The following is a 21,345-nucleotide window of genomic DNA, read 5'->3' as shown; positions in this document are numbered from 1 at the left end:
CCTTAAAATTTTCCTATGAGATTTCCGGTGCCGTCGAACAGGTAGTGCACCTTTTTGCCGCCCGTGAGTTTTACGTCGGGTCTTGTGATGCGTACCCTGCCGCCGTGATCAAGTGATTCGTGCCAAATGCGAGTGGAGTCAGTTGCGGGATCCCACTCTCGGACGAGTCGGCGTCCCATTATTTCGCCTTCCTTCCTTGCGGGTGTTACATTTCCATAAAAGCGGAATCTTCCGCTTTCTAGTTCCCTGTAACCGGCCTTCCCGTATTTTTGGGCTTGTTCGTAGAATCGTCTTAGCCGGGCGTGTTCAGCGGGATTGCCGGCCCAATTGTGGTTGCCGCCTGGACATGGGGATAGTCCTAGGGGATCAAACCAGGTGTGGGGGTTCTGGGTGTAGGCGGCCGGGTTGGGGGCGGGGGATAGACCTAGAGGGTCGGGGGAGAGATAGCGGGCGGAATCCGGGTCGTAATAGCGATGGAAATTGTAGTGGAGGCCGGTTTCCGGGTCGAAGTATTGGCCGGGGAAGCGGAGCGGGGTGTACGCCGTGCTGTCGGCGGCCCAGGTCGTGGTGCCCCAGAGGGTGGAGCGGGTGTGCCACGCGATGGTGCCCGAATCGTCGATGAGTTCGGTGGGGGTGCCGACCAGGTCGGTGACGATCGCGAAGAAGCGGGCGTCGATTTCGCGTTGGGTGGTGGCTTCGGTGACGCGTTCGGTCTGGGCTATGGGGTGAAGGCCGTCGTGGTCCCAGGTGAGGGTGACGGGGTGGGGGAAGTCCGGGGCGGTGGTGGTCTGTTCCACGAGGGTGGGGCCGTCCCAGGTGAAATCCGTTTGCTCCAGGACGGTTTCGCCGTCTGCCGCGAGGCGTTGTTTGGTGGTGCGGCGGCCGAAGGGGTCGTAGCGGTAGCGCCACACCGTGCCGTCGGGGGTGGTGACCGATACCAGGCGGTCTTCGGCGTCCCAGGTGTAGTGCCAGGTATCCGGTTTGCGGGACAGGCGGGTCTTTTGGCGGAGGGTGAGGCGGCCCGCCTCGTCGTGTTCGTAGCGGACCGAGCCCGCGCCGGTGATGCGCGTACCGGTGTAGGTGCGGGGCCCCGTCGCCTCCTGGGCGGGTTGCGTGCTCGGCCAGGTCGCGTGTGTTTGGTTGCCCGCCTCGTCGTAGGCGTAGGTCTCGGTCCAGCCGTGGGCTTGGACGGCGGTGACCCGGCCCGCCGCGTCCAGGTCGAAGGTGCGTCGGCCCGACAAGTGGTCGTCCACCGAGGTGAGGTGGCCGTCGGCTCGGTAGCCGTACGCCCGGTGGTGGATGTCGCCAGATACGCCGGTCAGAGCTTGCGTGGTCAGGCGGCCGAGTCGGTCCCAAGTATGGGTGAGGGCGAGGGCGTCGCCGATGCGGCGCGTGATTTCGCGGCCTGCTGCGTCGTATGCCGAGGCGAGGACGTGGACCCCGGCCGTCAGGGCGATGCGGTTGCCCGCCGCGTCGTAGGCGTAAATAGTCTCCGCCCCTGCCGGGGTACGGCGGGAGACGAGCTGCCCTGCCGCGTCGTAGGCCAGGTGCAGGGTGCGGCCGTCCACTGTCTCGGAGAGCATGCGGCCGACGGGGTCGTACGTCCGGGTCAGCTCGGTGTCCGGGCCGATGGCCTCGAGTATGTCTCCGGCCGGGCCCCAGCGGAAGGTCGATATCTGCCCGGCGGCGTCCTGGGACACTACGCGGCCCAGCGCGTCGTGGACGTAGCCGGTGCGTTGGCCCAGAGGGTCGGTACGCGAGACGAGTTGGCCCGCCGCGTCATGCGCGTAGCTCACCCTACGGCCGTCGAAGTCCGTCTCCGTCACCAGGCGGCCCGCCAGGTCGTACGCGTAACTCCAGGTCAGCCCCTGCGGATTGGTGACCCTCGTCAGCCGCAGCGCCGCGTCGTGCTCGAACTCGTAGCGGGCCCCGTCCGGGCCCGTGCGGGCGGCCAGCAGGTCGAAGTGGGTGTACTCGTACACCGTCGTGCCACCGACGGGGTCGGTATGAGAGAGGCAGTTGCCCTCGCCGTCGTACGTCCAGGACTCCGCCGAGCCATCCGGCCCCGTGCGGCGCAGGAGCTTGCCCTCCGGGCTCCACTCGTAGCGGGTCACCGCACCCAGCGGGTCGGTCTCGGCCACGACGCGGCCGAAGGCGTCCCGCTGGTAGCAGGTCGTGGCCCCCAGCGGGTCGGTGATTTCGACGGGGAGCCCGGCCCCGTCGCAGCGCACCCGGGTCGTCGCGGCCAGCGGGTCGGTGACGGCGAGGAGACCTCCGCGTGCGTCGTACAGATACCGGGTGGTGGCGGCGAGCGGGTCGGTGAGGGTGGTGCGGTTGCCCGCCGCGTCGAAGGTCTGCCGCCATACCGCGCCGTCCGGGTCGGTGATCTGTACCGGGTTGCCCTGTGCGTCCAGCGTCGCGCTGATCTCGCTGCCGTCCGGCCGGATCACGGCCGTCGGATGCCCGTGCTCGTCGTAGCGGAAGCCGGTGGTGCGGCCCAGCGGGTCGGTCTCGGCGACCGTACGGCCCGCTTCGTCGTACACCGTGCGGCTGACCGCGCCGGCCGCGTCGATCTCCCCGACGACCTGGTGCGCCTCGTCGATCAGATAGCGGGTGACCGCACCGTCCGGTGAGGTGAGGGTCGTGACCTTCAGACCGGGGAAGTCCGGGTCCACCCCGTCGTAGCCGATGCGGAGGGTGTAGTGGCCGCCTTCGCCGCCCTCGGCGATGACCCGGTCGTGCTCGTCGTAGGCGTAGGAGTACCAGCGGTTGTTGGTGTCGATCCAGGACGTGACCCGCCCGACCCGGTCGTAGACGAAACGCAGCGGCAGCCCCGAGGAGCCCGTCACTTCGGTGAGCCGGCCGTCGGTGTAGCCGTAGCCCATCACCCGCACGTCCCCCACGTACAGGCCGGTGATCCGCTCGTTCTCCGACGTCAGCCGCAGCCGGTAGCCACCGCTGTGGAGGATTTCGAGGGGCGTGCCGGAGGCGTCGTAGGTGAAGGTGACGCGGTTGCCGTTGCGGTCGGTGATCTCCTGCAGGAGTGCCACCGTTCCGTCGCCGTACGGGGTGAAGGTGCGGACGAGCCCGGCCTCCGGGTGGGTGACGGTGTACGTCACCCCGTCCGCCGTCCGTGCCAGCGGCCAGCGCGGACCCTCCGCGGGGAGGACCGCGGGGCCGCCCGGCACCGGATGCGGATAGGCCAGCAGCAGACCGTCCTCGGTGAAGAAGATCACGCCCTGCTCGTCGGACTCCAGCCGCTGGTCGGCCGTCGATGCCCAGGTCGGGCCGAACCACCGCCCGGCGCGGTATCCGGAGTCCACCCGGCGGGAGAACACCAGCGGCAGCACACCCGGCAGCTCCACATCCGTCTGCGGCAGGAACATCCGCCCGGTCGCCAGATCCACCGGATCGGTACGGCCGTGTCGCACCCGGTCCCAGGTACGGGAGAACACCCCCCGGCCACGGCTGCGGAGAGCGCCGCGCGCCCATTGTGTCGCCTCCCGCGCCGCCAGCCTGGCGCCGATGCGTGAGGCGACCGGGGCCAGGGCGCGCGGGCCGAGGCCCATCAGCAGGGTCTCCGCCAGCCCGCCGCCCATGGCGAGTTCCAGGGGCAGCGCGTAGGGCATGGCGAACATGGCGAGGGTGAGGAGGAGAGGGAGGCCGGTCTCGAGGAGCTTTTCCAGGAGAAAGCGGTCGGTGCCGAGAATGCGGTAGCCCGCCAGAGGGGCCTCGCCGTCCGCGATCGCGGACCAGCGGGACAGCAACAGGACGCCGACGACGAGTGAGCCCGCGCAGACGGCGATGCGGAACTGGACCAGGGCGACGGCCTCGCCCAGCGGAGACGCGCTTGCGGCCCGGTAGCCGCGTACGGCGGACATCAGGCGCCACAGGGTCAGGACCAGCCCGGCCAGGCCGACGCCGACCAGGATGCGCAGCCCGGTGCCCTCGGTGAAGTACTGCTGCAGATCCTTCGTGGACGGGAAGGAACCCACCGCCAGATACAGCAGGGAAGGGACGGCCAGCAGCAGGCTGAGCACCAGGAGGACTTTCTCCTGCCGCGGCCAGCGGGGTCGCTGCTCCCGGGCCCGGTGCCACAGCTGCCGTAAGGTCACGCCGCGCCATGCCTCCTGGCGGTGGGTCGCGTCCATCCGGTGGGTCTGCTGGACGACCGACTCGCGCAGCGGCTCCAACTTCTCCGGGCGGCTACGGGGGTGGGCCGTGGCGTACAGCAGCGCCCGGCGCTGCCGGGCGTAGCCCAGGGCGAGGATCCAGGTGGCCGGGAGGCGCAACAGGGCGTACCCGAGGAGAGCTTCGGGGGCGGTCTGGCCCTGGCGTTCGGCAGCCAGCACGACGTCAGGTTGGTGCCGTCGGCCCAGGCGGGACCGGCGCAGATCCCAGATCCACGCGACGGCAAGGCACCCCAGGATGATCCACAGGCCCCAGTCCCCGGCCAGCTTCTCCCGCCACTCCATCGCGGTTTCGTCGCCCGGGAAGGCCGCGGCGTAATTGGTCACCCAGTGGATCGCGACCGCCCCGGCCAGTGGCACCAGGGCCGCGACCCGGGTCAGGACGCGGCCACCGCACCACAGCAGGCCCACCGCCAGCCCGCCGAGCGCGCTGGCGAAGATGTGTACCTCGTAGGGGAGTGTCGGACCCCCGACTTCGACGGTGCCGGTCGATGAGGGGAACCAACTGCCGAGGATCTGTTCGAGGCCGGGAACGTACGGCGGGTCGATCAGTCCCCCCGCGATCTGCCAGCCCCCCTCGTCCGTGGGGGCGGCCTTACCCGCGGACTCGGCATACATCAGCAGCTTTTCCAGCAGCCCGAACCCAGCTCCGGCGGCGCCGCCCAGCACCACGAAGTCCGCCAGCCCCCACTGCATCCGTCTGCGCAGTGCCCACCCCGCGACCAGGAGCGGCGCGATCTTGACCAGCTCCTCCACTGCCGGAGCCGTCGTCCACGACACCACATCCATGACGCCCGACAGTGATTTCTCCCGCGTGGTGGCCAACTGACGTGCCACCACGAGTTCCAGGGCCATCGAGAGCACGCCGCAGCCGTACGCCCCCACCCCGAAGGCGAGCAGCACCGTCGGCCACCGCACCGTCCGCACCGGCCAGGACAGCAACAGCAGCTGCAGCACAGCCCATACGGACGCAGCAGCCATCCAGAACGCCACGCCCGCGGCCCCCTCCGACGTTGTCAGTGATCCGTCACGCTAAGTCGAACAGCGGTGACATACAAGGGGCGGCCAAGCGACCTGGGGCGGGGGCCGTGAGCCCCGAATAGGGGCGCCTACCCCGGTGCGCTGAGGCCGGCGGCACCAGCCCCAGCGCGCGCGTAGTCGCCCAAGGACGGTTCCAGCAAGTCGAAGACCTTCTCGGCTGAGCGGGTTGCCGCGGTGGCGATCTCCTCGGTGGGGTGGCCCGCGCGGGTCAGGGCCTGGACGTGGTGGAACAGGGTGCGGTGGGCGGCGGTGAGGAGGGCGGCGGCGGCGCGGGGGGTGGGGTCGTCGGGGGTGAGGGCGGTTTCGGTGGTGAGGACGTCGGCCAGGGCCTCTTCGCGTTGGTCGTGCAGTTCGCGGAGTCGGGTGGTCAGGGTGGGGCTGTCGGCGACCATGCGGGCGAACTCCGGGCTGGAGAAGCCGACGACGGGGTCGTGACGCTCGACCGCGGCCAGGTATGCGCGGCGCAGCGCGGTCAGGGCCGATTCGCCGGTCGGGCGGCCCGCGACGGTCCGGGCCAGGGCGGTGGTGATCGTCTCGTGGTAGTCGAGGGCCAGGTCTTCCTTGCGCGGGAAGTAGTTCGTGACCGTCATCTTGGCCACCTGGGCCGCCGTCGCGATCTCGGCGATGGTCACCGCCTCGAAGCCGCGCTCCATGAAGAGCCGGGTCGCGGTGTCGGAGATCATCTGGCGCGTCTGCCGCTTCTTCAGCTCACGCAGTCCTGCTGTCATGGCCCCATCCTCGCATGGTTGCGCCCTAAATTTATGATTGACCTAAGTTTTGGTTCGGGCTAGTTTTCTGGGTGTCAGTCACCACGAACCATCCGAGGAGTGCGCTTGAACCTGCGTCTGATGAGCGTGCACGCCCACCCCGACGACGAGTCCAGCAAGGGCGCGGCCACGCTGGCCAAGTACGCCGCCGAGGGGGTGGAGGTGCTGGTGGTCACCTGCACCGGAGGGGAGCGTGGAGATGTGCTCAACCCCGCCATGGACCGGCCCGGTGTGCGGGAGAACCTCGCCGCGATCCGGCGGGCCGAGATGGCCGAGGCCCGCCGGATCCTGGGGGTGCGCCAGCACTTCCTGGGGTTCGTCGACTCGGGGCTCCCGGCGCCGGGCGAGCCGCTGCCCGACGGCTGCTTCGCGCTCGCGCCCCTGGAGGAGGCGGCCGGACGACTGGTGGGGCTGATCCGGAGCTTCCGACCGCATGTGGTCGTCACGTACGACGAGACCGGCGGCTATCCGCACCCGGACCACATCAGGACCCATCAGGTGACGGTCGCCGCCTTCGACGCGGCGGGGGAGGTGGGCCGCCATCCCGAGGCGGGGGCGCCCTGGCGGCCACTGAAGCTGTACTACCAGGGCGGCTTGTCGCGGCCCTGGTTCCAGGCCCTGCACGACGCCATGACCGCACGGGGCATGGACTCGGGCATGCGGGAGGTGCTGGCCGAACTGCCCGCCGTCGGGCTGGAGATCACCACGCGGGTGCCGTGCGCGGAGCACTTCGCGACCAGGGACCGGGCGCTGCTCGCGCACGCCACGCAGATCGACCCGAACGCCGGGTTCATGCTTCATGACCGTGACATCGAGCGCGAGGTCTGGCCCACTGAGGACTATCGCCTGGCCCGGTCCCACGTCGATGTCGAGGTCGATGGCGCGACTCCCGAGGACGATCTGTTCGCCGGGGTGCGGCGCCCCCGGCGCCCTCAGCGGCCTACGGCGGCGGCAGGTGCCGCAGCTTGTCCGGGTTGCGAATGATGCGGATCTCCGTGATGCGCCCGTCCTCGACCTCCGCGCAGGCGACCGTGTCCGGGCGGCCCGCGACCGTGAACAGCAATCCCGGCCGGCCGTTGACGTCCACCGCGTGCACCCGGGGGTCGTCCATCGGCTGGGCGATGACGGCGGCGAGGAAGCGGGCGACCTTCTCCGCGCCCCGCTGCGGGCGGAGTGCGGCCTTCACCTTGCCGCCGCCGTCGCTCCACGCCGTCACATCGGGGGCCAGCAGCTCCATCATGCGGTTCAGGTCGCCGCCGAGACACGCGGCCAGGAACTCCTCGGTGACCTGCCGCCGCACCTCCGCCGGGGCGTCGTAACGCGGCCGGCGGGCCTGCACATGGGCCCTGGCCCGGCTGCCCACCTGCCGTACGGCCGCCTCGCCGCGATCCAGCATTCCGGCGATCTCCCGGAAGGAGAAGCCGAAGACCTCCTTGAGCACGAAGACCGCCCGCTCCAGCGGCGACAGACTCTCCAGGACGACGAGCATGGCGAGCGAGACCGACTCGGCCAGCTCCACCTCCTCGCCGATGTCCGGCCGGGTGACCAGCGGCTCGGGCAGCCAGGGGCCGACGTACTGCTCGCGGGTGGCGGCGGCCGAGGTGAGCCGGTTGAGCGCGAGGTTGGTGACCGTACGGACCAGATAGCCCGCCGGATTGCGCACCGGCGTGGAGGCCTGACTGCACCGCAGCCAGGCGTCCTGCACCACGTCCTCGGCGTCGGCGACGGAGCCGAGCATGCGGTAGGCGATGCCGAACAGCATCCGCCGGTGCGCTTCGAAGGTGGTCGTGTCGATCACGCCTGTGACGGTACCTCGCAGGCGTCCGAGAAGCCCTGGCTGGTCAGGCCGAAGGCGCTGTTGACGCGCGAGCGGTAGTTCTCCAGACCGACCATGGCGGTGAGTTCGACGAACGCCGCCTCACCGAGCCGCTCGACCAGGGTGGCCGCGAGTTCGTCGGTCACGCGGGGCTCGGTCTCGGTCATCGCCTCGGCGTAGTCCAGGACGAGCAACTCGAGATCGGTGAAGGCGTCCCGGTGGTCGCGCCACCGCGGCACCTTGGAGATCTTGTCCATCGGGAGCCCGAGGTTGTCGGCCTCCCAGTGGCCGAAGTCCATGCACCACGAGCAGTTGATCCTGGCCGTCGCGGCCATGACCGCGAGGTGCTTGAGGCCCGGGTCGAGGCGGTTCCACTTGGCGGCGCCGCGCTCGGCCCGGACGTAGGTGAGCAGCACCCGCGGATTGTGGCCGGCGGCCAGACCGGGGTGGAGCACCTTGCCGTAGGTGCGCCGGGAGTACCAGGCGCCGATGCGGTTGAGCAGGGTGCTGGGCGGGGTGAGCGGGATACGGGCCATGGCGGGCTCCCCATCGTGTCGTACCTGTGGTGGCAATGGCTTGTCCCAGGTGCGACAGATGAGCCCGCCGGAGTGTGACATCCGGCGGGGCGGGGTGTCCGGCCGGTCGTCGTGGTGCAGCGCGCGGGGACTGTCTGGCCATCCCCGGGCCACGTCGATCGGTCCCCGTGCCCGGGAGGCGCTGCTGAGCACCGGTCGTGCCGAGGAGTTCCTCGCGGTGGCCGAGCGGCGCAGCGAGAGCCGTCCGCCGATGAAGGCGCGGACGATCGCCGAGTACGACCCCGTCGCGGCCGGCCCGCAGGCGGACGTGTCCCGGGAATTCCTGGACACGATCGAGGGCTTCACCCCGGCCGCCGACCTCGGCGGCTGCGGCCAACACCGGATCGACCCGATCCTGCTGCGGGCGGCCCAGGAGGCCGGGGGCGAAGTGCACTGGGAGACACACGGATGGTGTCGCTGTGTCAGGCCGGTGACAGTGTCGACGTGACCGTCGAGGACACGGCGACCGGGCGGACATCGGTCGTCGAGGCGGAGTACGTGGTGGCCGCCGACGGGGCCGAGAGCGCCACCCGGGAGCAGGTCGGCATTGCCCGCAGCGGGCAGGGCGTGGTCGGTGGCCAGCACGTCAACGTGCTGTTCCGCGCGGACTTGGGCGAACTGATCGCCGGGCGCGGCTTCTTCCACCGAGCCCCTGTCCTTGGCGGACGCCCGGACCAACCTCGACGGCTCGCCCGGTACCCGGATGCCGCACCCTGTGGTTGGAGCGGGACGGGCGCCGACTGTCGACCGTTGAGCTGACGGCCGGTGCGTTCACTCTGCTCGCGGGGCGGGACGGCGACCCGTGGGCTCAGGCGGCGCGGGCGGCCGGGAAGGAGACCGGCGTCCCGGTCACCGCCGTCACGCTCGGCTCGGACCTGGAGGTGCGCGTCGCCGAGGGCTGCTGGGAGGACGTCGCCGGCCTGACCGAGGGAGGCGCGCTGCTGGTCCGGCCGGACGGGCAGGTCGCCTGGCGGTGTGCGGGGACCGGGGCCGATCACGGGCGGCGCATGGAGCGGGTGCTGCGGCGGATCCTCGACCGCTGAGTGTCTCTCCGGGACATGGCGGGGGCCCGGGTGCCGCGGGGGAGGTGGACGCACGGGCCCCAGGTTCGTGTGTCCGGCGAGGACGTCCCCGATCAGGCCGGCGCCCGCCCCGCCTCCGCGCGGCGCCGGCGGGACTCGAGGCGGACCAGAAGCTGTTCCGTGGAGCCGTCGAGGCGCCGTTGTCGCCGACCGCTTCGGCATGGCGGGTCGACTCAGGGCGCGCATGTGGACCTGGCGTGCGCACGCGTCGGGCCGCCGGGGTCGCCATGCTGGAGAGTCTCGGTGGTGGACACCAGAGATCCCGGAAAGTCGAAATGCCGAAGAGAGGCAGCGCTCTCATGGACTACGAGACGTTCATCAGCACCGTCTCCCAGCGCTCCGGCCTCCCGCGCGAGCAGGCGGAGGCCTTTACCCACGCCACCCTGGCGACCCTGGCCGAACGGATCACCAGGGGCGAGGCGGACGACCTTGCCTCGGAGCTGCCCAAGGCGCTCAAGGAGTCTCTCGTGTCTCCGACCCCGGAGGCGGAGGGCTTCGGGCTAGACGAGTTCGTCAACAGGGTGAGCACGCGGGCCCGGACCAGTCCGGAAGTCGCCCGGGAAGGCGTGGCAGCGGTGCTGAGTACCGTCCGGGAGGCGGTCAGCGGCGGTGAGTTCCGTCATGTCCTGTCGCAGTTGCCGAAGGAGTTCGAGGAACTCATCCACACTCCGGCCTGATCTGCCGTGCGGCCATGACAACAGACGCGACCGCGACCGCCGAACAGATCGGCTTCGCCGATCTGCGACTGCGCCCTGAGCTGCTGCGGGCACTCACGGGGCTGGGCTACGAGGAGCCGACCCCGATCCAGCGCGAGGCCATCCCTCCGCTGCTGGACGGCCGCGATCTGCTGGGCCAGGCCGCCACGGGAACCGGGAAAACCGCCGCGTTCGCCCTGCCGGTGCTTCAGCGCATCAGCCAGGACGGTGGTGGGGCAAAGCCGTCGGCCCTGGTCCTGGTGCCCACCCGTGAGCTGGCCATGCAGGCGTCGGAGGCCCTTCATCGCTACGGGCACGACCTGGGCACCCGGGTCCTGCCCGTCTACGGCGGGCAGCCGATCGGGCGGCAGTTGCGCGCCCTGGAGCGCGGCGTCGACGTGGTGGTGGCGACACCGGGCCGGGCGCTCGACCACATCGGACGCGGGACGCTGCGGCTCGACAGCCTGGAGACACTGGTGCTGGACGAGGCCGACGAAATGCTCGACATGGGCTTCGCCGAGGACATCGACGCGATACTCGAGGGCACACCGGCGGATCGCCAGACCGTGCTCTTCTCCGCGACGATGCCGACGCGCATCGACGCCATGGCCCGGCGCCATCTGCGCGATCCGGTACGCATCCAGATCGAGCGGGAGAAGCCGGCCCCCGGTGAGACGCCCAAGGTGCGGCAGTCCGCGTACGTCGTGGCACGGGCGCAGAAACCCGCCGCGCTCGGTCGGGTGCTGGACGTGGAATCGCCGGAGGCCACCATCGTCTTCTGCCGGACGCGGGACCAGGTCGACCAGCTCACCGAAACGCTCAACGGACGGGGATACCGCGCCGAGGCACTGCACGGCGGAATGAACCAGGAACAGCGGGACCGGGTCATGGGCCGGGTGCGCGGCGGCACCGCGGACCTGCTGGTCGCTACCGATGTGGCCGCCCGCGGGCTGGACATCGAGCAGCTCACCCATGTGGTCAACTACGACGTGCCCTCCGCGCCGGAGTCCTATGTCCACCGGATCGGCCGGGTCGGGCGGGCCGGGCGGGAGGGCGTCGCCATCACGCTGGCCGAGCCCCGGGAACATCGGATGCTCAAGGCGATCGAGCGGACGACCCGGCGGCAGATCCGCGTGGAGAAGGTGCCGACCGTCGCCGATCTGCGCGCCCGCCGGCTGGAACTGACCCGAGCGGCACTGCAGGAGTCCATCGTCGAGGACGATCTCGACCGCTTCCGGGTGGTGGTGGAGACCCTCGCGGACGAGTTCGACGTGATGGATGTGGCGCTGGCCGCGGTCAAGCTGGCGCATGAAGCAGGGGGCGCGGCGGTCGACGAGGAGGAGATTCCCGAAGTCGCCGTCCGCGGCGGGCGGGGGGACCGTGAGGGTCGCGGCGGACCGGGCCGCGGTCCGCGGGGAACCAGTGCGCCCGCGGAGGGCATGACGCGCTTGTTCATCGGGGCTGGGCGCAGCGCGGGCATCCGGCCACAGGATCTGGTGGGCGCCATCGCCGGGGAGTCCCGGCTGAGCGGGCGGGACATCGGCTCGATCGAGATCGCCGACCGCTTCTCCCTGGTGGAGGTCCCCGCCTCCGCGGTCGACGAGGTGATCCGCGCGTTGCGCGGCACCACCCTCAAGGGCCGGAAGCCGATCGTCCGGCGGGAGCGCGACCGGGCGGGCTGACCCGTGGCGCCGCACCCGGGAGTTACCTTCGGACGGGCTCAAGCGCTGGTGAGGTACGGTCTGTTCGCGGTTCAGGACCACCGCGGCTTCGCGTGGTCGTACGCCTCGTCGTTCAGCCTCACCGTCATGCGTAACCACCTCTCACGTGCTGTCCGCCGGTCACGCCGGGTGGTGGAGGGCGGCCGCCACCGCGGTCCTGATCAGGCCCGGGTGGGGCCTTACGGCGGCACCCTCGACGAGTACGGTCGGCGTGGCGCTCACCCCGCGTTCGGCCGCCCTGGCGGTGACGTACGGAGGCCAGTCCAGATGAACACCGTCGCGCACGCACGCGGCGAAGGCGTCGGTGAGCCCGACCCGCAGGCCGAGCGCGATCAGCTCCTCATCACTGAGCCCGGGCCCGCCCTCCGGCGGCTGGTGGGCGAAGAGTGTGTGGAGGTACTCCATGAATGCCCCGCCGTCGGAGGCGCAGCCCGAGGCGGCCGAGGCGCGGGTGGAGTACCGGCTGGTGGACATGGCGTCCAGGAAGGCCATCGGGTGATAGACCAACGTCACCTGCCCCTCGGTGACCATGGCATCGAGCAGCGGCCCCGATGACTCCTCGAACATCCGGCAGAAGGGGCACTGGAAGTCGATATACGCATCGATGATCACTGGGCCGTTGCCGACGGCGATGCCATCGCCTTCCTGAGGCGCGTGGGCCGGCACCCGAGCCGGGAGTGGCACCTGCGGTTGCATGCGGGTTCTCCTCGCTGCTGGAAAACGGCGGTGGGGGGCGGATGTCCCGCTCTTCCGCGCCCTCGGAGTACCCGCATTCCCGTACATAACGCGCAACGGATACCGAGGGGCGCGACGGGGCGGGTCGCGACGGGCGACCCGCCCCTCGGCCCGTTATGCGGCCGGCCTCGCGGTCCGCCGCCCACGGTCAGCCGGCGGCGCTCTTCAGGAGGTCCTTCGTCCGGTCCACGAGTGAGGCGAACGGCCCCACCGCCCACTGAGCCGCGGGGGACCCGGCCACGCCCGGGTGCGGGTGCGTCGGGGCGATCTTCTCCGTCATCCGCAGCATCGTTCCCATGCTCCGGCGCTTGTCCTCGGAGCAATCCCGCAGGATCGCGGGGAACTCCTCCCGCTCCTCGTGCTCGGCGTGGTCGATGACCGCCTTCTCGAGTCCGGCCAGCCCTCTGTCGAATTCGGCCGTTGAGACGTCCATCTTCTCGAGCTCGACGAGGACCTTGTTCGCTTCCTTCTCCTCCTTGTTGCGGGCGCCGGCCTCCTGCTCGCCGGCTGTTTCCTTCGCGACCGGGCGCAGAATCATCTCCTCGCCGGTCTCATGCACCGCCAGCAGGGCCCGCAACTCGTCAAAAGCCTGCTGCTTGTGCTTGCCCTCGGCACCCTTCACATCCGAGAACAGGTCGCGGATGCGTGCGTGCTGCTCGAGCAGAATGGCCACCACATCACCCTTCGGCAGCTTCGCTGCCTCCGCACGTTCGGTCTGCGCAGTGCTCATGGCGCTGTCCTCCGCATTTCGGTGGATGTCAGCCCATAGGGTGACCAGAACCGGGCGGCGGAAACCGGTGTGCCACTTGATTGGGTCTCCGGGCTACGGGCACCTCGGGCGAGGCACGGCGGAACCGGGCACTGTGCCACCAGAAAAGGCCCCGACAGCGCCAAACGGTGCGAACGCGCTGGTCAGGGCCTGTTCCCTCAGCACTCGATGACGTTCACCGCGAGCCCGCCCCGCGCCGTCTCCTTGTACTTGACCTTCATATCGGCGCCCGTCTGCTTCATCGTCTTGATGACCTTGTCGAGTGAGACATGGTGGCGGCCGTCGCCGCGCAGGGCCATCCGCGCGGCGGTGACCGCCTTGACCGAGGCCATGCCGTTGCGCTCGATGCAGGGGATCTGGACCAGGCCGCCGATGGGGTCGCAGGTGAGGCCGAGGTTGTGTTCCATGCCGATCTCGGCGGCGTTCTCCACCTGTTCCGTGGAGCCGCCGAGGACCTCGGCGAGGCCGCCGGCGGCCATGGAGCAGGCGGATCCGACCTCGCCCTGGCAGCCGACCTCGGCGCCGGAGATCGAGGCGTTCTCCTTGAAGAGCATGCCGATGGCGCCCGCGGCGAGGAGGAAGCGGATGACGCCGTCCTCGTCGGCGCCCGGCACGAAGCGCGTGTAGTAGTGCAGGACGGCGGGGATGATGCCCGCCGCGCCGTTGGTGGGGGCGGTGACCACGCGTCCGCCCGCCGCGTTCTCCTCGTTGACCGCCATGGCGTAGAGGGTGATCCACTCCATGGCGCGGGCGGCCGGGTCGCCCTCGGAGCGCAGGGCGCGGGCGGCGGTGGCGGCGCGGCGGCGGACCTTGAGGCCGCCGGGGAGGATGCCCTCCTGGGACATGCCGCGGGCCACGCACGCCTCCATGACGTGCCAGATCTCCAGGAGGCCGTCCCGGATCTCCTTCTCGGTGCGCCACGCCTTCTCGTTCTCCAGCATCAGGGCCGAGATGGACAGGCCCGTCTCCTGGGAGAGCCGCAGCAGTTCGTCGCCGGTGCGGAAGGGGTGGGTGAGGACGGTGTCGTCGAGCTTGATGCGCTCCTCGCCGACCGCGTCCTCGTCCACCACGAAGCCGCCGCCGACCGAGTAGTACGTCTTCTCCAGCAGCGGATGGCCCTCGGCGTCGTACGCGAGCAGCGTCATGCCGTTGGCGTGGTACGGCAGGGAGCGGCGGCGGTGCAGGATCAGCTGGCTCGACGCGTCGAAGTCGATCTCCTGGCCGGGGCCGATCTCCGCGCCGAGCAGCCGCAGCCGCTTGGTGGTGCGGATGCGCTCCACCTCACCGTCGGCCGCCTCGACGTCGACGGTGCGCGGGGAGTTGCCCTCCAGGCCCAGCAGCACGGCCTTCGGGGTGCCATGGCCATGACCGGTGGCGCCCAGCGAGCCGAAGAGCTCGGCGCGCACGGAGGCGGTGTGGGCCAGCAGGCCCTCGTTCTTCAGCCGGCGGACGAACATCCGCGCGGCCCGCATCGGGCCGACGGTGTGCGAGCTGGACGGGCCGATGCCGATCGAGAAGAGGTCGAATACGGAAATGGCCACCGGGGGACTCCTTCGTCTGCACGCGGGGGAGGCGTGCGGGCCGTGCGGGGGTGGTGCGGCGGGGGCGCGCCAGGGCGGGCGCGCCCCCGTGTCCGGGGTTACTTGGACAGATGGGCGTACAGCGGGTGCTTGTCGGCCAGGGCGGTGACCCGGGCCTTGAGCGCCTCCGCGTCGTAGGACGGCTTGAGCGTCAGCGCGATCACGTCGGCGACCTCGCGGAAGTCCTCCGCGGTGAAGCCGCGCGTGGCCAGCGCCGGGGTGCCGATCCGCAGACCCGAGGTGACCATCGGGGGCCGCGGGTCGTTCGGGATCGCGTTGCGGTTGACCGTGATGCCGACCTCGTGGAGCCGGTCCTCGGCCTGCCGCCCGTCCAGCTCGGAGTCGCGCAGATCGACCAGGACCAGATGGACGTCGGTGCCGCCGGACAGGACGGCGACGCCCGCCTCGCGGACATCGGGCTGGGCCAGGCGCTCGGCGAGGATCCGGGCGCCCTCCAGCGTGCGCTCCTGGCGCTCCTTGAAGGCCGAACCCGCGGCGACCTTGAAGGAGACCGCCTTCGCCGCGATGACATGCTCCAGCGGGCCGCCCTGCTGACCCGGGAAGACCGCCGAGTTGATCTTCTTGGCCAGATCGGCGGTGGAGAGGATCACGCCACCGCGCGGACCGCCCAGGGTCTTGTGGGTGGTGGTGGTCACCACATGGGCGTGCGGTACGGGCGAGGGGTGCAGCCCGGCCGCCACCAGACCCGCGAAGTGGGCCATGTCGACCATCAGGTACGCGCCGACCTCGTCCGCGATCCGCCGGAAGGCCGCGAAGTCCAGCTGGCGGGGGTAGGCCGACCAGCCCGCGATCACCATCTTGGGGCGGTGCTCCTTGGCCAGCCGCTCGACCTCGTCCATGTCGACCAGACCGGTCTCGGCGTCCACGTGGTAGGGCACCACGTTGTAGAGCTTGCCGGAGAAGTTGATCTTCATGCCGTGGGTCAGATGGCCGCCGTGCGCCAGGTTCAGCCCCAGGATGGTGTCGCCGGGAGAGAGCAGGGCGAACATCGCGGCCGCGTTGGCCTGGGCGCCCGAATGCGGCTGGACGTTCGCCGCCTCGGCGCCGAAGAGCTCCTTCACCCGGTCGATGGCGATCTGCTCGACCACATCGACGTGCTCACAGCCGCCGTAGTAGCGGCGGCCGGGGTAGCCCTCGGCGTACTTGTTGGTCAGGACCGAGCCCTGGGCCTCCATGACCGCCGCCGGGGCGAAGTTCTCCGAGGCGATCATCTCCAGGGTGGACTGCTGGCGGTGGAGTTCGGCGTCGACGGCGGCGGCGACGTCCGGGTCGAGCTCGTGCAGGGAGCTGTTGAGAAGCGACATCAGGGTCCCGATCGGAAGAGGAGGGTCAGTTTTCGGCGAAGGCGGTGTACGCGTCGGCGGAGAGCAGCTCCTCCGGCTCGCCCGTCACCCGCACCTTGAACAGCCAGCCGCCCTCGAAGGGAGCGGAATTCACCAGCGCCGGGTCGTTCACCACGTCCTCGTTGGTCTCGGTGACCTCACCGGAGACCGGCGAGTACAGGTCGCTGACGGACTTGGTGGACTCCAGCTCTCCGCAGGTTTCACCGGCGGTGACGGTCGAGCCGACGTCCGGGAGCTGGACGTAGACGACATCGCCGAGCGCGTTGGCCGCGAACTCGGTGATGCCGATCGTCGACACGCCGTCCTCGTCGGCGGCCGACAGCCACTCGTGCTCCTTGCTGTAGCGCAGCTGCTGGGGGTTGCTCATGGTCCGATTCTCCTGGATACGGGGGAGTGCTTGGGAAACGGGTCTTAGCTGGTGGGACGCGACGCCGGTGGGTGCGGTGCCGGTGGGTGCGGTGCCGGGGGTGCGTGCCCGCGCGGTGGGACGCCGGTGGGACGCCGGTGGGTGCGGCGTCGGCGCGATGTGGCGACGCCGGGTGCGGCGCCGATGGTCTCGGTGCCGGTCCAGAGGAGGACGCCAGTGGGGCGCGGCGTGTTGCGGCCGGACCGCTCAGCGCTCGCGCCGGTAGAAGGGGAGCGCCACGACCTCGTACGGCTCCCGGGTGCCCCGGATGTCCACCGAGACCCCCTCGGTGCCCGGCTTCGCGTACTCCGGGTCCACGTACGCCATCGCGATCGGCTTGCCCAGCGTCGGCGAGGGCGCGCCCGAGGTGACCTGGCCGATCCGTGAGCCGTCGGCGGCCACCACGGCGTATCCGGCGCGCGGCACCCGGCGGCCCTCGGCGACCAGGCCGACCAGGGTGCGCGGGCTGACGGTGTCCGCCTCGCGGGAGGCGGCCTCCAGGGCCTGGCGGCCGACGAAGTCGCCGGGCTTGTCGAACTTCACCACCCGGCCGAGCCCCGCGTCGAACGGGGTGGTGTCGGTGGTCAGCTCGTTCCCGTACAGCGGCATCCCCGCCTCCAGGCGCAGGGTGTCCCGGCAGGACAGACCGCAGGGCACCAGGCCCACCGGGGCGCCCGCCTCGGTCAGCGCGTCCCAGACCCGCTCGGCGTCGGCGGGCGCCAGGAACAGCTCGAAGCCGTCCTCGCCCGTGTAGCCGGTGCGGGCGATCATGGCGGGGACGCCCGCGACGGTGCCCGGCAGCCCGGCGTAGTACTTGAGCCCCTCCAGGTCGGCGTCGGTCAGGCTGCCCAGGATCCCGGGGGACTCGGGCCCCTGGACGGCGATCAGCGCATAGGCGTCCCGGTCGTCCCTTACGGTCGCCTCGAAACCGGCGGCCCGCTCGGTCAGCGCGTCCAGCACCACCTGGGCGTTGGAGGCGTTGGCCACGACCAGGAACTCCTCGTCCCCGAGGCGGTAGACGATCAGGTCGTCCAGGATGCCGCCCTCGTCGTCGCAGATCATGGTGTAGCGGGCGCGGCCCACGGCGAGCGCGGACAGCCGGCCGACCAGCGCGTGGTCCAGGGCCTGCCCGGCCTGCGAACCGATGAGAGAGATCTCACCCATATGGGAGAGATCGAAAAGCCCGGCGCGGGTGCGCACCGCGGTGTGCTCGTCGCGCTCACTGCCGTAGCGCAGCGGCATGTCCCAGCCGGCGAAGTCGGTCATGGTGGCGCCGAGCGCACGGTGCCGTGCGTCCAGCGCGGTACGGCGTGGGGTGGGCGGGGCGTCGGTCACGATTCAGGCTCCAGGAGATCGGGGTCGCGCGACGGCGAGGACGGACGACAAGGACGCGTGCGTCCTCCCCATCTGTCATCGGAACCTGAGAGGTTCGCCGTGACGCCCGTAAGGGGCCCGGCTTGCACCTTGGGTGGAGCCGCGCCCGCGGCTCGCTTTTCAGATCTGCCTCGTCCACGCGGTATCGGGGCCTGAGAGATTCAAGGGAGGACTTGCTCCTTCGGCGCCCCGGACACCCGGCGCATTGCCGGTGACCAAGGACTCTCCCGCGCGGATTCAAGCGGCCGGTATGGAGTTGCGCGCACATCATCGCATGTGTGGCCGAGAAAGGAAGCCCCGATCGGGTCGGCTCCGGCCGGATCGGGCAGAGGCAGCCTTGATGGACATTACCTTTTCTTGACACTCTGCGGGTACGAGCAGCGTTGACCGACCTGGGAGGACGATCACGGTGCAAGGGCAGGGAACATACGGGACCGCACAAAGGCTCCTGCCGGCACGGCGTGGCCGCATCCCCTCCGGGTCGACGGCCATCCCCGGCCGGCGCATCGCGGTGCACGATCTGCGCGGGCAGGCGCGCGGCGGCGGTGCGGACCGGCGTGAGCTGCGCTTCCCGGTGGGGGACGTGCTGGTCGCCTCCGGGCTGCCGGGCGCCGGCAAGAGCACGCTGATCAATCGGACGGTGCCTGTTCTGGACGGGACGGGCACGGTCGTCATCCGGGTGGACTCGCAGAACACCCGGGAGGCGTGGGAGCGCCGGATGCCCGGCTGGCTGCCGTACGCGCTCTATCGCCCGCTGGTCCGGTACGCCCACTACGCCGGGCTGCGCCGGGCGCTGCGCTCGGATGTGAGCGTCGTGGTGCACGACTGCGGCGCGCTGCCGTGGGTCCGCCGCTGGCTGGCCCGGGACGCGCGGCGCCGGGGCCGCAGTCTCCACATGGTGCTGCTGGACGTGGAGGCCACGGTGGCCCTGGAGGGCCAGGCCGCCCGTGGCCGCGGGGTCTCCGGCTATGCCTTCGGACGGCATCGGCGCGCGATGCGGCGGCTCATCGCGGGGATGGAGGAGGGGCGGCCGCCGGAGGGGTGCGCCTCGGCGGTGCTGCTGGACCGCTCGACCGCGAGCGAACTGCGCTGCATCTCCTTCGAATGAGCTCGCACCGGAAGTGAACCCCGCCCTGGGAGGGGACGGGTGCCCTCCCCGGGGACGAGAGGGAAACGCCGGGTGACCTTGGCCGGAAATGAGCATGACGGCATCACCCAGTGTGACCGCGGCGGGGGCCGGGCGAGGTGGGGAAGTGCTGTGGAGATGACGCCGCCCCCGCCGGCCCCGGGCCGCCCAGCCGCTAGGGTGCTTTGGGCAGGTAGGACGAGATGGCGGTTGGACGAAGATGAGCTTCCCGGAGCAGTACGGCATGGCCCCGGCTCACGGAGGATTCCCCGACGGCGCGCAGACCGCGTTTCCGGCGTTTCCGGCGTTTCCCGGCAATGAGCTCGAAGAGGTGATGGCCGCCTCGATCGACGTCCCCGGGGCCGGAGCGCGCCTCGTCGAAACGCTCTCCCGCAGCCATGTCTGGGTTCCGCTGCCCAACGGCGGTGGCCCGGGCAGCCCGAGCCTGGATCTGCCCACGGTGGAGATCGAAGGCGCCGCGTATGTCCCGGTGTTCAGCTCCGAGCAGCAGTTCCTGCAGCTCGTCGGCTCCCATATGTCCTTCACCATCGCCCCGGCCGTGGAGTTCGCCCGCGGCCTGCCGCCCCAGCTCGGCATCGCGGTGAACCCCGGTGGCGCGGTGGTCGTACCACTGCCTCCGGCCGCCGTCCGGGAGCTGTGCCGTGCCGGGCGCAGCGAGCTCGACGGCCCGGCCACCGGGGGCAGGGTGCGGCTCTTCGAACCGGACTGGCAGGACGAGCCGGTGGACTTCCTGGCCGCCGCCGGGATCGAGTTCGCCAAGGACACCGGGGTGCGGACCGCCCGGCGCGCGCTGGCCAGCGTCGAGGGCGACGAGCCCGCGCTCTTCGTCGGCGTGCAGCTCGACGCCCCCGGCCCCGACGGCCAGGCGCGGGCGGTGGACGCGCTCGGCCGCGCTCTCGGTGTGGTGCCCGTGCGGTGGAAGGTCCAGCTGGTGCTGCTGGACGTGGCGCAGGGGGATCCGGTGGTCGACTGGATGATGGGGCGCGTACGGCCGTTCTACGACCGTGACCTCTGACTCACCCCAGGGTCCGCTACGGCGGCCCGTAAGCTGGTTTGATGACCAGGAGGGGTGCGAGCACGCTCCCCGGTGAGGTGCGGGACAAAGGGCGAGAGAAGGGGCGGACCCAGGTGAGCGCGGGCGCGGATTGGGGGGCGGCGGCCGGCCAGGTTGAGCGAGCGTTGCAGCAGGTCGCTCCCGGCCGGTACGACGCCTATGAGGCGCTGCTGCGGGCCATCGGCGAGGGCCAGGTCTGGATGCTGCTGTGGCACGGTGCGCCCGGCACGCCCGAGGCCCAGTACGGGAACATGGATGTGGACGGCCTCGGTTACGCCCCGTGCGTGACCTCCGCACAGGAACTGGCCGCCAGTGGCTGGAACCGTGCGCATGAGGTGGTCGACGGACGCCTCATCGCCGACTCGCTCTACCGCGACCGCTACGGTCTTTGGCTCAACCCCCACGCCCGCGGCGGCGGAGTGGGCATCCCGTGGCCGGATCTGCGCCGGATCGCGGGCGGTCTGGACCGGCTGCCCGCCGGGCCGCTGCGGCTGAGCGACCCCGCCATCGACATCCCGCAGTTCTACGCCCTGCTGGGGCAGAACGCGCATCGCACCACCGCCGTGCGGTCGCTGCGGCGCGTCTGGGTGCAGCCCGCGCTGGGCGCTCCGTATCTGGCCATCGGGCTGGATCTTTACGACAGCAGCCCACCGGCGGTGCAGTCGGTGCGGGTGATGATGGAGCAGTCGATCACCGCCGTGCCGGACGGGCTGCCGGTCTCCACGGTCGCGCTCTCCGACGAGTACGACCCCGTCGCCCTGTGGATGCGGGCCAACGCCCGGCCCTTCTTCGACCGCGACGCCTATGGCACCGCCCCCGCCGCGCCGTCCTACGGCTACGGCTACCCGCCGCCGCGTCCCGCCTACTGATCCGCTGGCTCTGCTGATCCGCTGCCTCGCCGGGCCGGTGCCGCCACGCCGATCCGTCGCGCCCGCCGACCCGCCGTGCCCGCCGAATCGCCGCGCCCGCCGATCCGCTGATCCGTCGCCGACCCGCTGGTCCGCGCACCGATTGACGGGATTGCCCACC

General features: G+C 71.0%; 19 protein-coding genes and 1 riboswitch. Of the genes, 9 read left to right on the top strand and 10 right to left on the bottom strand.

Translation table 11 applies throughout. From position 1 onward, the window contains the following. Positions 1-2: 2 nt before the first annotated feature. Positions 3-5,171 (bottom strand): DUF6531 domain-containing protein, encoded by a 5,169-nt coding sequence (locus J8403_RS14510; RefSeq protein ID WP_211123558.1) that lies wholly within the window; start codon positions 5,169-5,171, stop codon positions 3-5. A 128-nt stretch (positions 5,172-5,299) separates the two neighbouring features. Next, a complete protein-coding gene (locus tag J8403_RS14505; protein ID WP_211123557.1) occupies positions 5,300-5,959 on the bottom strand; it encodes a TetR/AcrR family transcriptional regulator in 660 nt (219 codons plus the stop codon). A 120-nt stretch (positions 5,960-6,079) separates the two neighbouring features. Here J8403_RS14505 and mca point away from each other — a divergent pair, with 120 nt between their 5' ends. After that, positions 6,080-6,982 carry a mycothiol conjugate amidase Mca gene (gene mca / locus J8403_RS14500; RefSeq protein ID WP_211128244.1) on the top strand — a complete coding sequence of 301 codons (903 nt, stop codon included), beginning with the start codon at positions 6,080-6,082 and terminating at the stop codon, positions 6,980-6,982. Here the strand turns inward: mca and J8403_RS14495 are convergent. Then, positions 6,939-7,796 (bottom strand): RNA polymerase sigma-70 factor, encoded by an 858-nt coding sequence (locus J8403_RS14495; protein WP_211123556.1) that lies wholly within the window; start codon positions 7,794-7,796, stop codon positions 6,939-6,941. The genes mca and J8403_RS14495 overlap by 44 nt on opposite strands. Beyond that, positions 7,793-8,350, bottom strand: a complete 558-nt coding sequence (locus J8403_RS14490) for a carboxymuconolactone decarboxylase family protein (RefSeq protein WP_211123555.1) — start codon at positions 8,348-8,350, stop codon at positions 7,793-7,795. Before J8403_RS14490 ends, J8403_RS14495 begins: the two co-directional genes overlap by 4 nt. Before the next feature lie 58 nt (positions 8,351-8,408). On the opposite strand from J8403_RS14490, the gene J8403_RS43635 reads away from it, so the two are divergent. From J8403_RS43635 to J8403_RS14475, 5 genes are all read left to right on the top strand, one after another. After that, on the top strand, positions 8,409-8,837 hold the full coding sequence (locus J8403_RS43635) for a hypothetical protein (RefSeq protein WP_246585842.1): 429 nt from the start codon (positions 8,409-8,411) through the stop codon (positions 8,835-8,837). Beyond that, on the top strand, positions 8,834-9,148 hold the full coding sequence (locus tag J8403_RS43630) for an FAD-dependent monooxygenase (RefSeq protein WP_246585841.1): 315 nt from the start codon (positions 8,834-8,836) through the stop codon (positions 9,146-9,148). The genes J8403_RS43635 and J8403_RS43630 overlap by 4 nt, the downstream gene beginning before the upstream one ends. Then, positions 9,109-9,432 (top strand): aromatic-ring hydroxylase C-terminal domain-containing protein, encoded by a 324-nt coding sequence (locus tag J8403_RS43625; protein WP_246585840.1) that lies wholly within the window; start codon positions 9,109-9,111, stop codon positions 9,430-9,432. Before J8403_RS43630 ends, J8403_RS43625 begins: the two co-directional genes overlap by 40 nt. 338 nt (positions 9,433-9,770) lie before the next feature. Beyond that, entirely contained in the window at positions 9,771-10,148 is a 378-nt protein-coding gene (locus J8403_RS14480; protein WP_211123554.1) for a DUF2267 domain-containing protein, read from the top strand. A 14-nt stretch (positions 10,149-10,162) separates the two neighbouring features. Next, positions 10,163-11,848: a DEAD/DEAH box helicase gene (locus J8403_RS14475; RefSeq protein ID WP_211123553.1), complete on the top strand. Its 1,686-nt coding sequence runs from the start codon at positions 10,163-10,165 to the stop codon at positions 11,846-11,848. A gap of 159 nt (positions 11,849-12,007) precedes the next feature. Here the strand turns inward: J8403_RS14475 and J8403_RS14470 are convergent, their stop codons facing one another. The 6 genes from J8403_RS14470 to gcvT form a co-directional block, all read right to left on the bottom strand. Beyond that, complete coding sequence (locus tag J8403_RS14470) at positions 12,008-12,583, bottom strand: DsbA family protein (RefSeq protein WP_211123552.1); 576 nt, start codon at positions 12,581-12,583, stop codon at positions 12,008-12,010. 187 nt (positions 12,584-12,770) lie between these two features. After that, positions 12,771-13,352: a hemerythrin domain-containing protein gene (locus J8403_RS14465; protein WP_211123551.1), complete on the bottom strand. Its 582-nt coding sequence runs from the start codon at positions 13,350-13,352 to the stop codon at positions 12,771-12,773. 197 nt (positions 13,353-13,549) lie between these two features. Next, positions 13,550-14,932 carry an L-serine ammonia-lyase gene (locus J8403_RS14460; protein ID WP_211123550.1) on the bottom strand — a complete coding sequence of 461 codons (1,383 nt, stop codon included), beginning with the start codon at positions 14,930-14,932 and terminating at the stop codon, positions 13,550-13,552. 98 nt (positions 14,933-15,030) lie between these two features. Next, positions 15,031-16,296, bottom strand: a complete 1,266-nt coding sequence (glyA, locus tag J8403_RS14455; protein ID WP_211123549.1) for a serine hydroxymethyltransferase — start codon at positions 16,294-16,296, stop codon at positions 15,031-15,033. A 25-nt stretch (positions 16,297-16,321) separates the two neighbouring features. After that, on the bottom strand, positions 16,322-16,702 hold the full coding sequence (gene gcvH / locus J8403_RS14450; protein WP_211123548.1) for a glycine cleavage system protein GcvH: 381 nt from the start codon (positions 16,700-16,702) through the stop codon (positions 16,322-16,324). A 246-nt stretch (positions 16,703-16,948) separates the two neighbouring features. Beyond that, the gene (gene gcvT, locus J8403_RS14445) at positions 16,949-18,076 is read right to left on the bottom strand and encodes a glycine cleavage system aminomethyltransferase GcvT (protein WP_211123547.1); all 1,128 of its coding nucleotides are present in this window, start codon (positions 18,074-18,076) and stop codon (positions 16,949-16,951) included. A gap of 169 nt (positions 18,077-18,245) precedes the next feature. Next, a riboswitch (glycine riboswitch) is annotated at positions 18,246-18,355 on the bottom strand. 169 nt (positions 18,356-18,524) lie between these two features. Here gcvT and J8403_RS14440 point away from each other — a divergent pair. From J8403_RS14440 to J8403_RS14430, 3 genes are all read left to right on the top strand, one after another. Then, positions 18,525-19,223, top strand: coding sequence for an AAA family ATPase (locus tag J8403_RS14440; protein ID WP_211123546.1), 699 nt, complete (start codon positions 18,525-18,527; stop codon positions 19,221-19,223). 238 nt (positions 19,224-19,461) lie between these two features. After that, entirely contained in the window at positions 19,462-20,277 is an 816-nt protein-coding gene (locus J8403_RS14435) for an enhanced serine sensitivity protein SseB (protein ID WP_425519786.1), read from the top strand. 113 nt (positions 20,278-20,390) lie between these two features. Beyond that, positions 20,391-21,185, top strand: a complete 795-nt coding sequence (locus J8403_RS14430) for an enhanced serine sensitivity protein SseB C-terminal domain-containing protein (protein ID WP_211128242.1) — start codon at positions 20,391-20,393, stop codon at positions 21,183-21,185. Positions 21,186-21,345 lie beyond the last annotated feature (160 nt).

The sequence above is a fragment of the Streptomyces yatensis genome, from assembly GCF_018069625.1.
GTDB classification, from domain to species: domain Bacteria; phylum Actinomycetota; class Actinomycetes; order Streptomycetales; family Streptomycetaceae; genus Streptomyces; species Streptomyces yatensis.
This window is presented reverse-complemented; position numbering and strand designations above follow the sequence as displayed.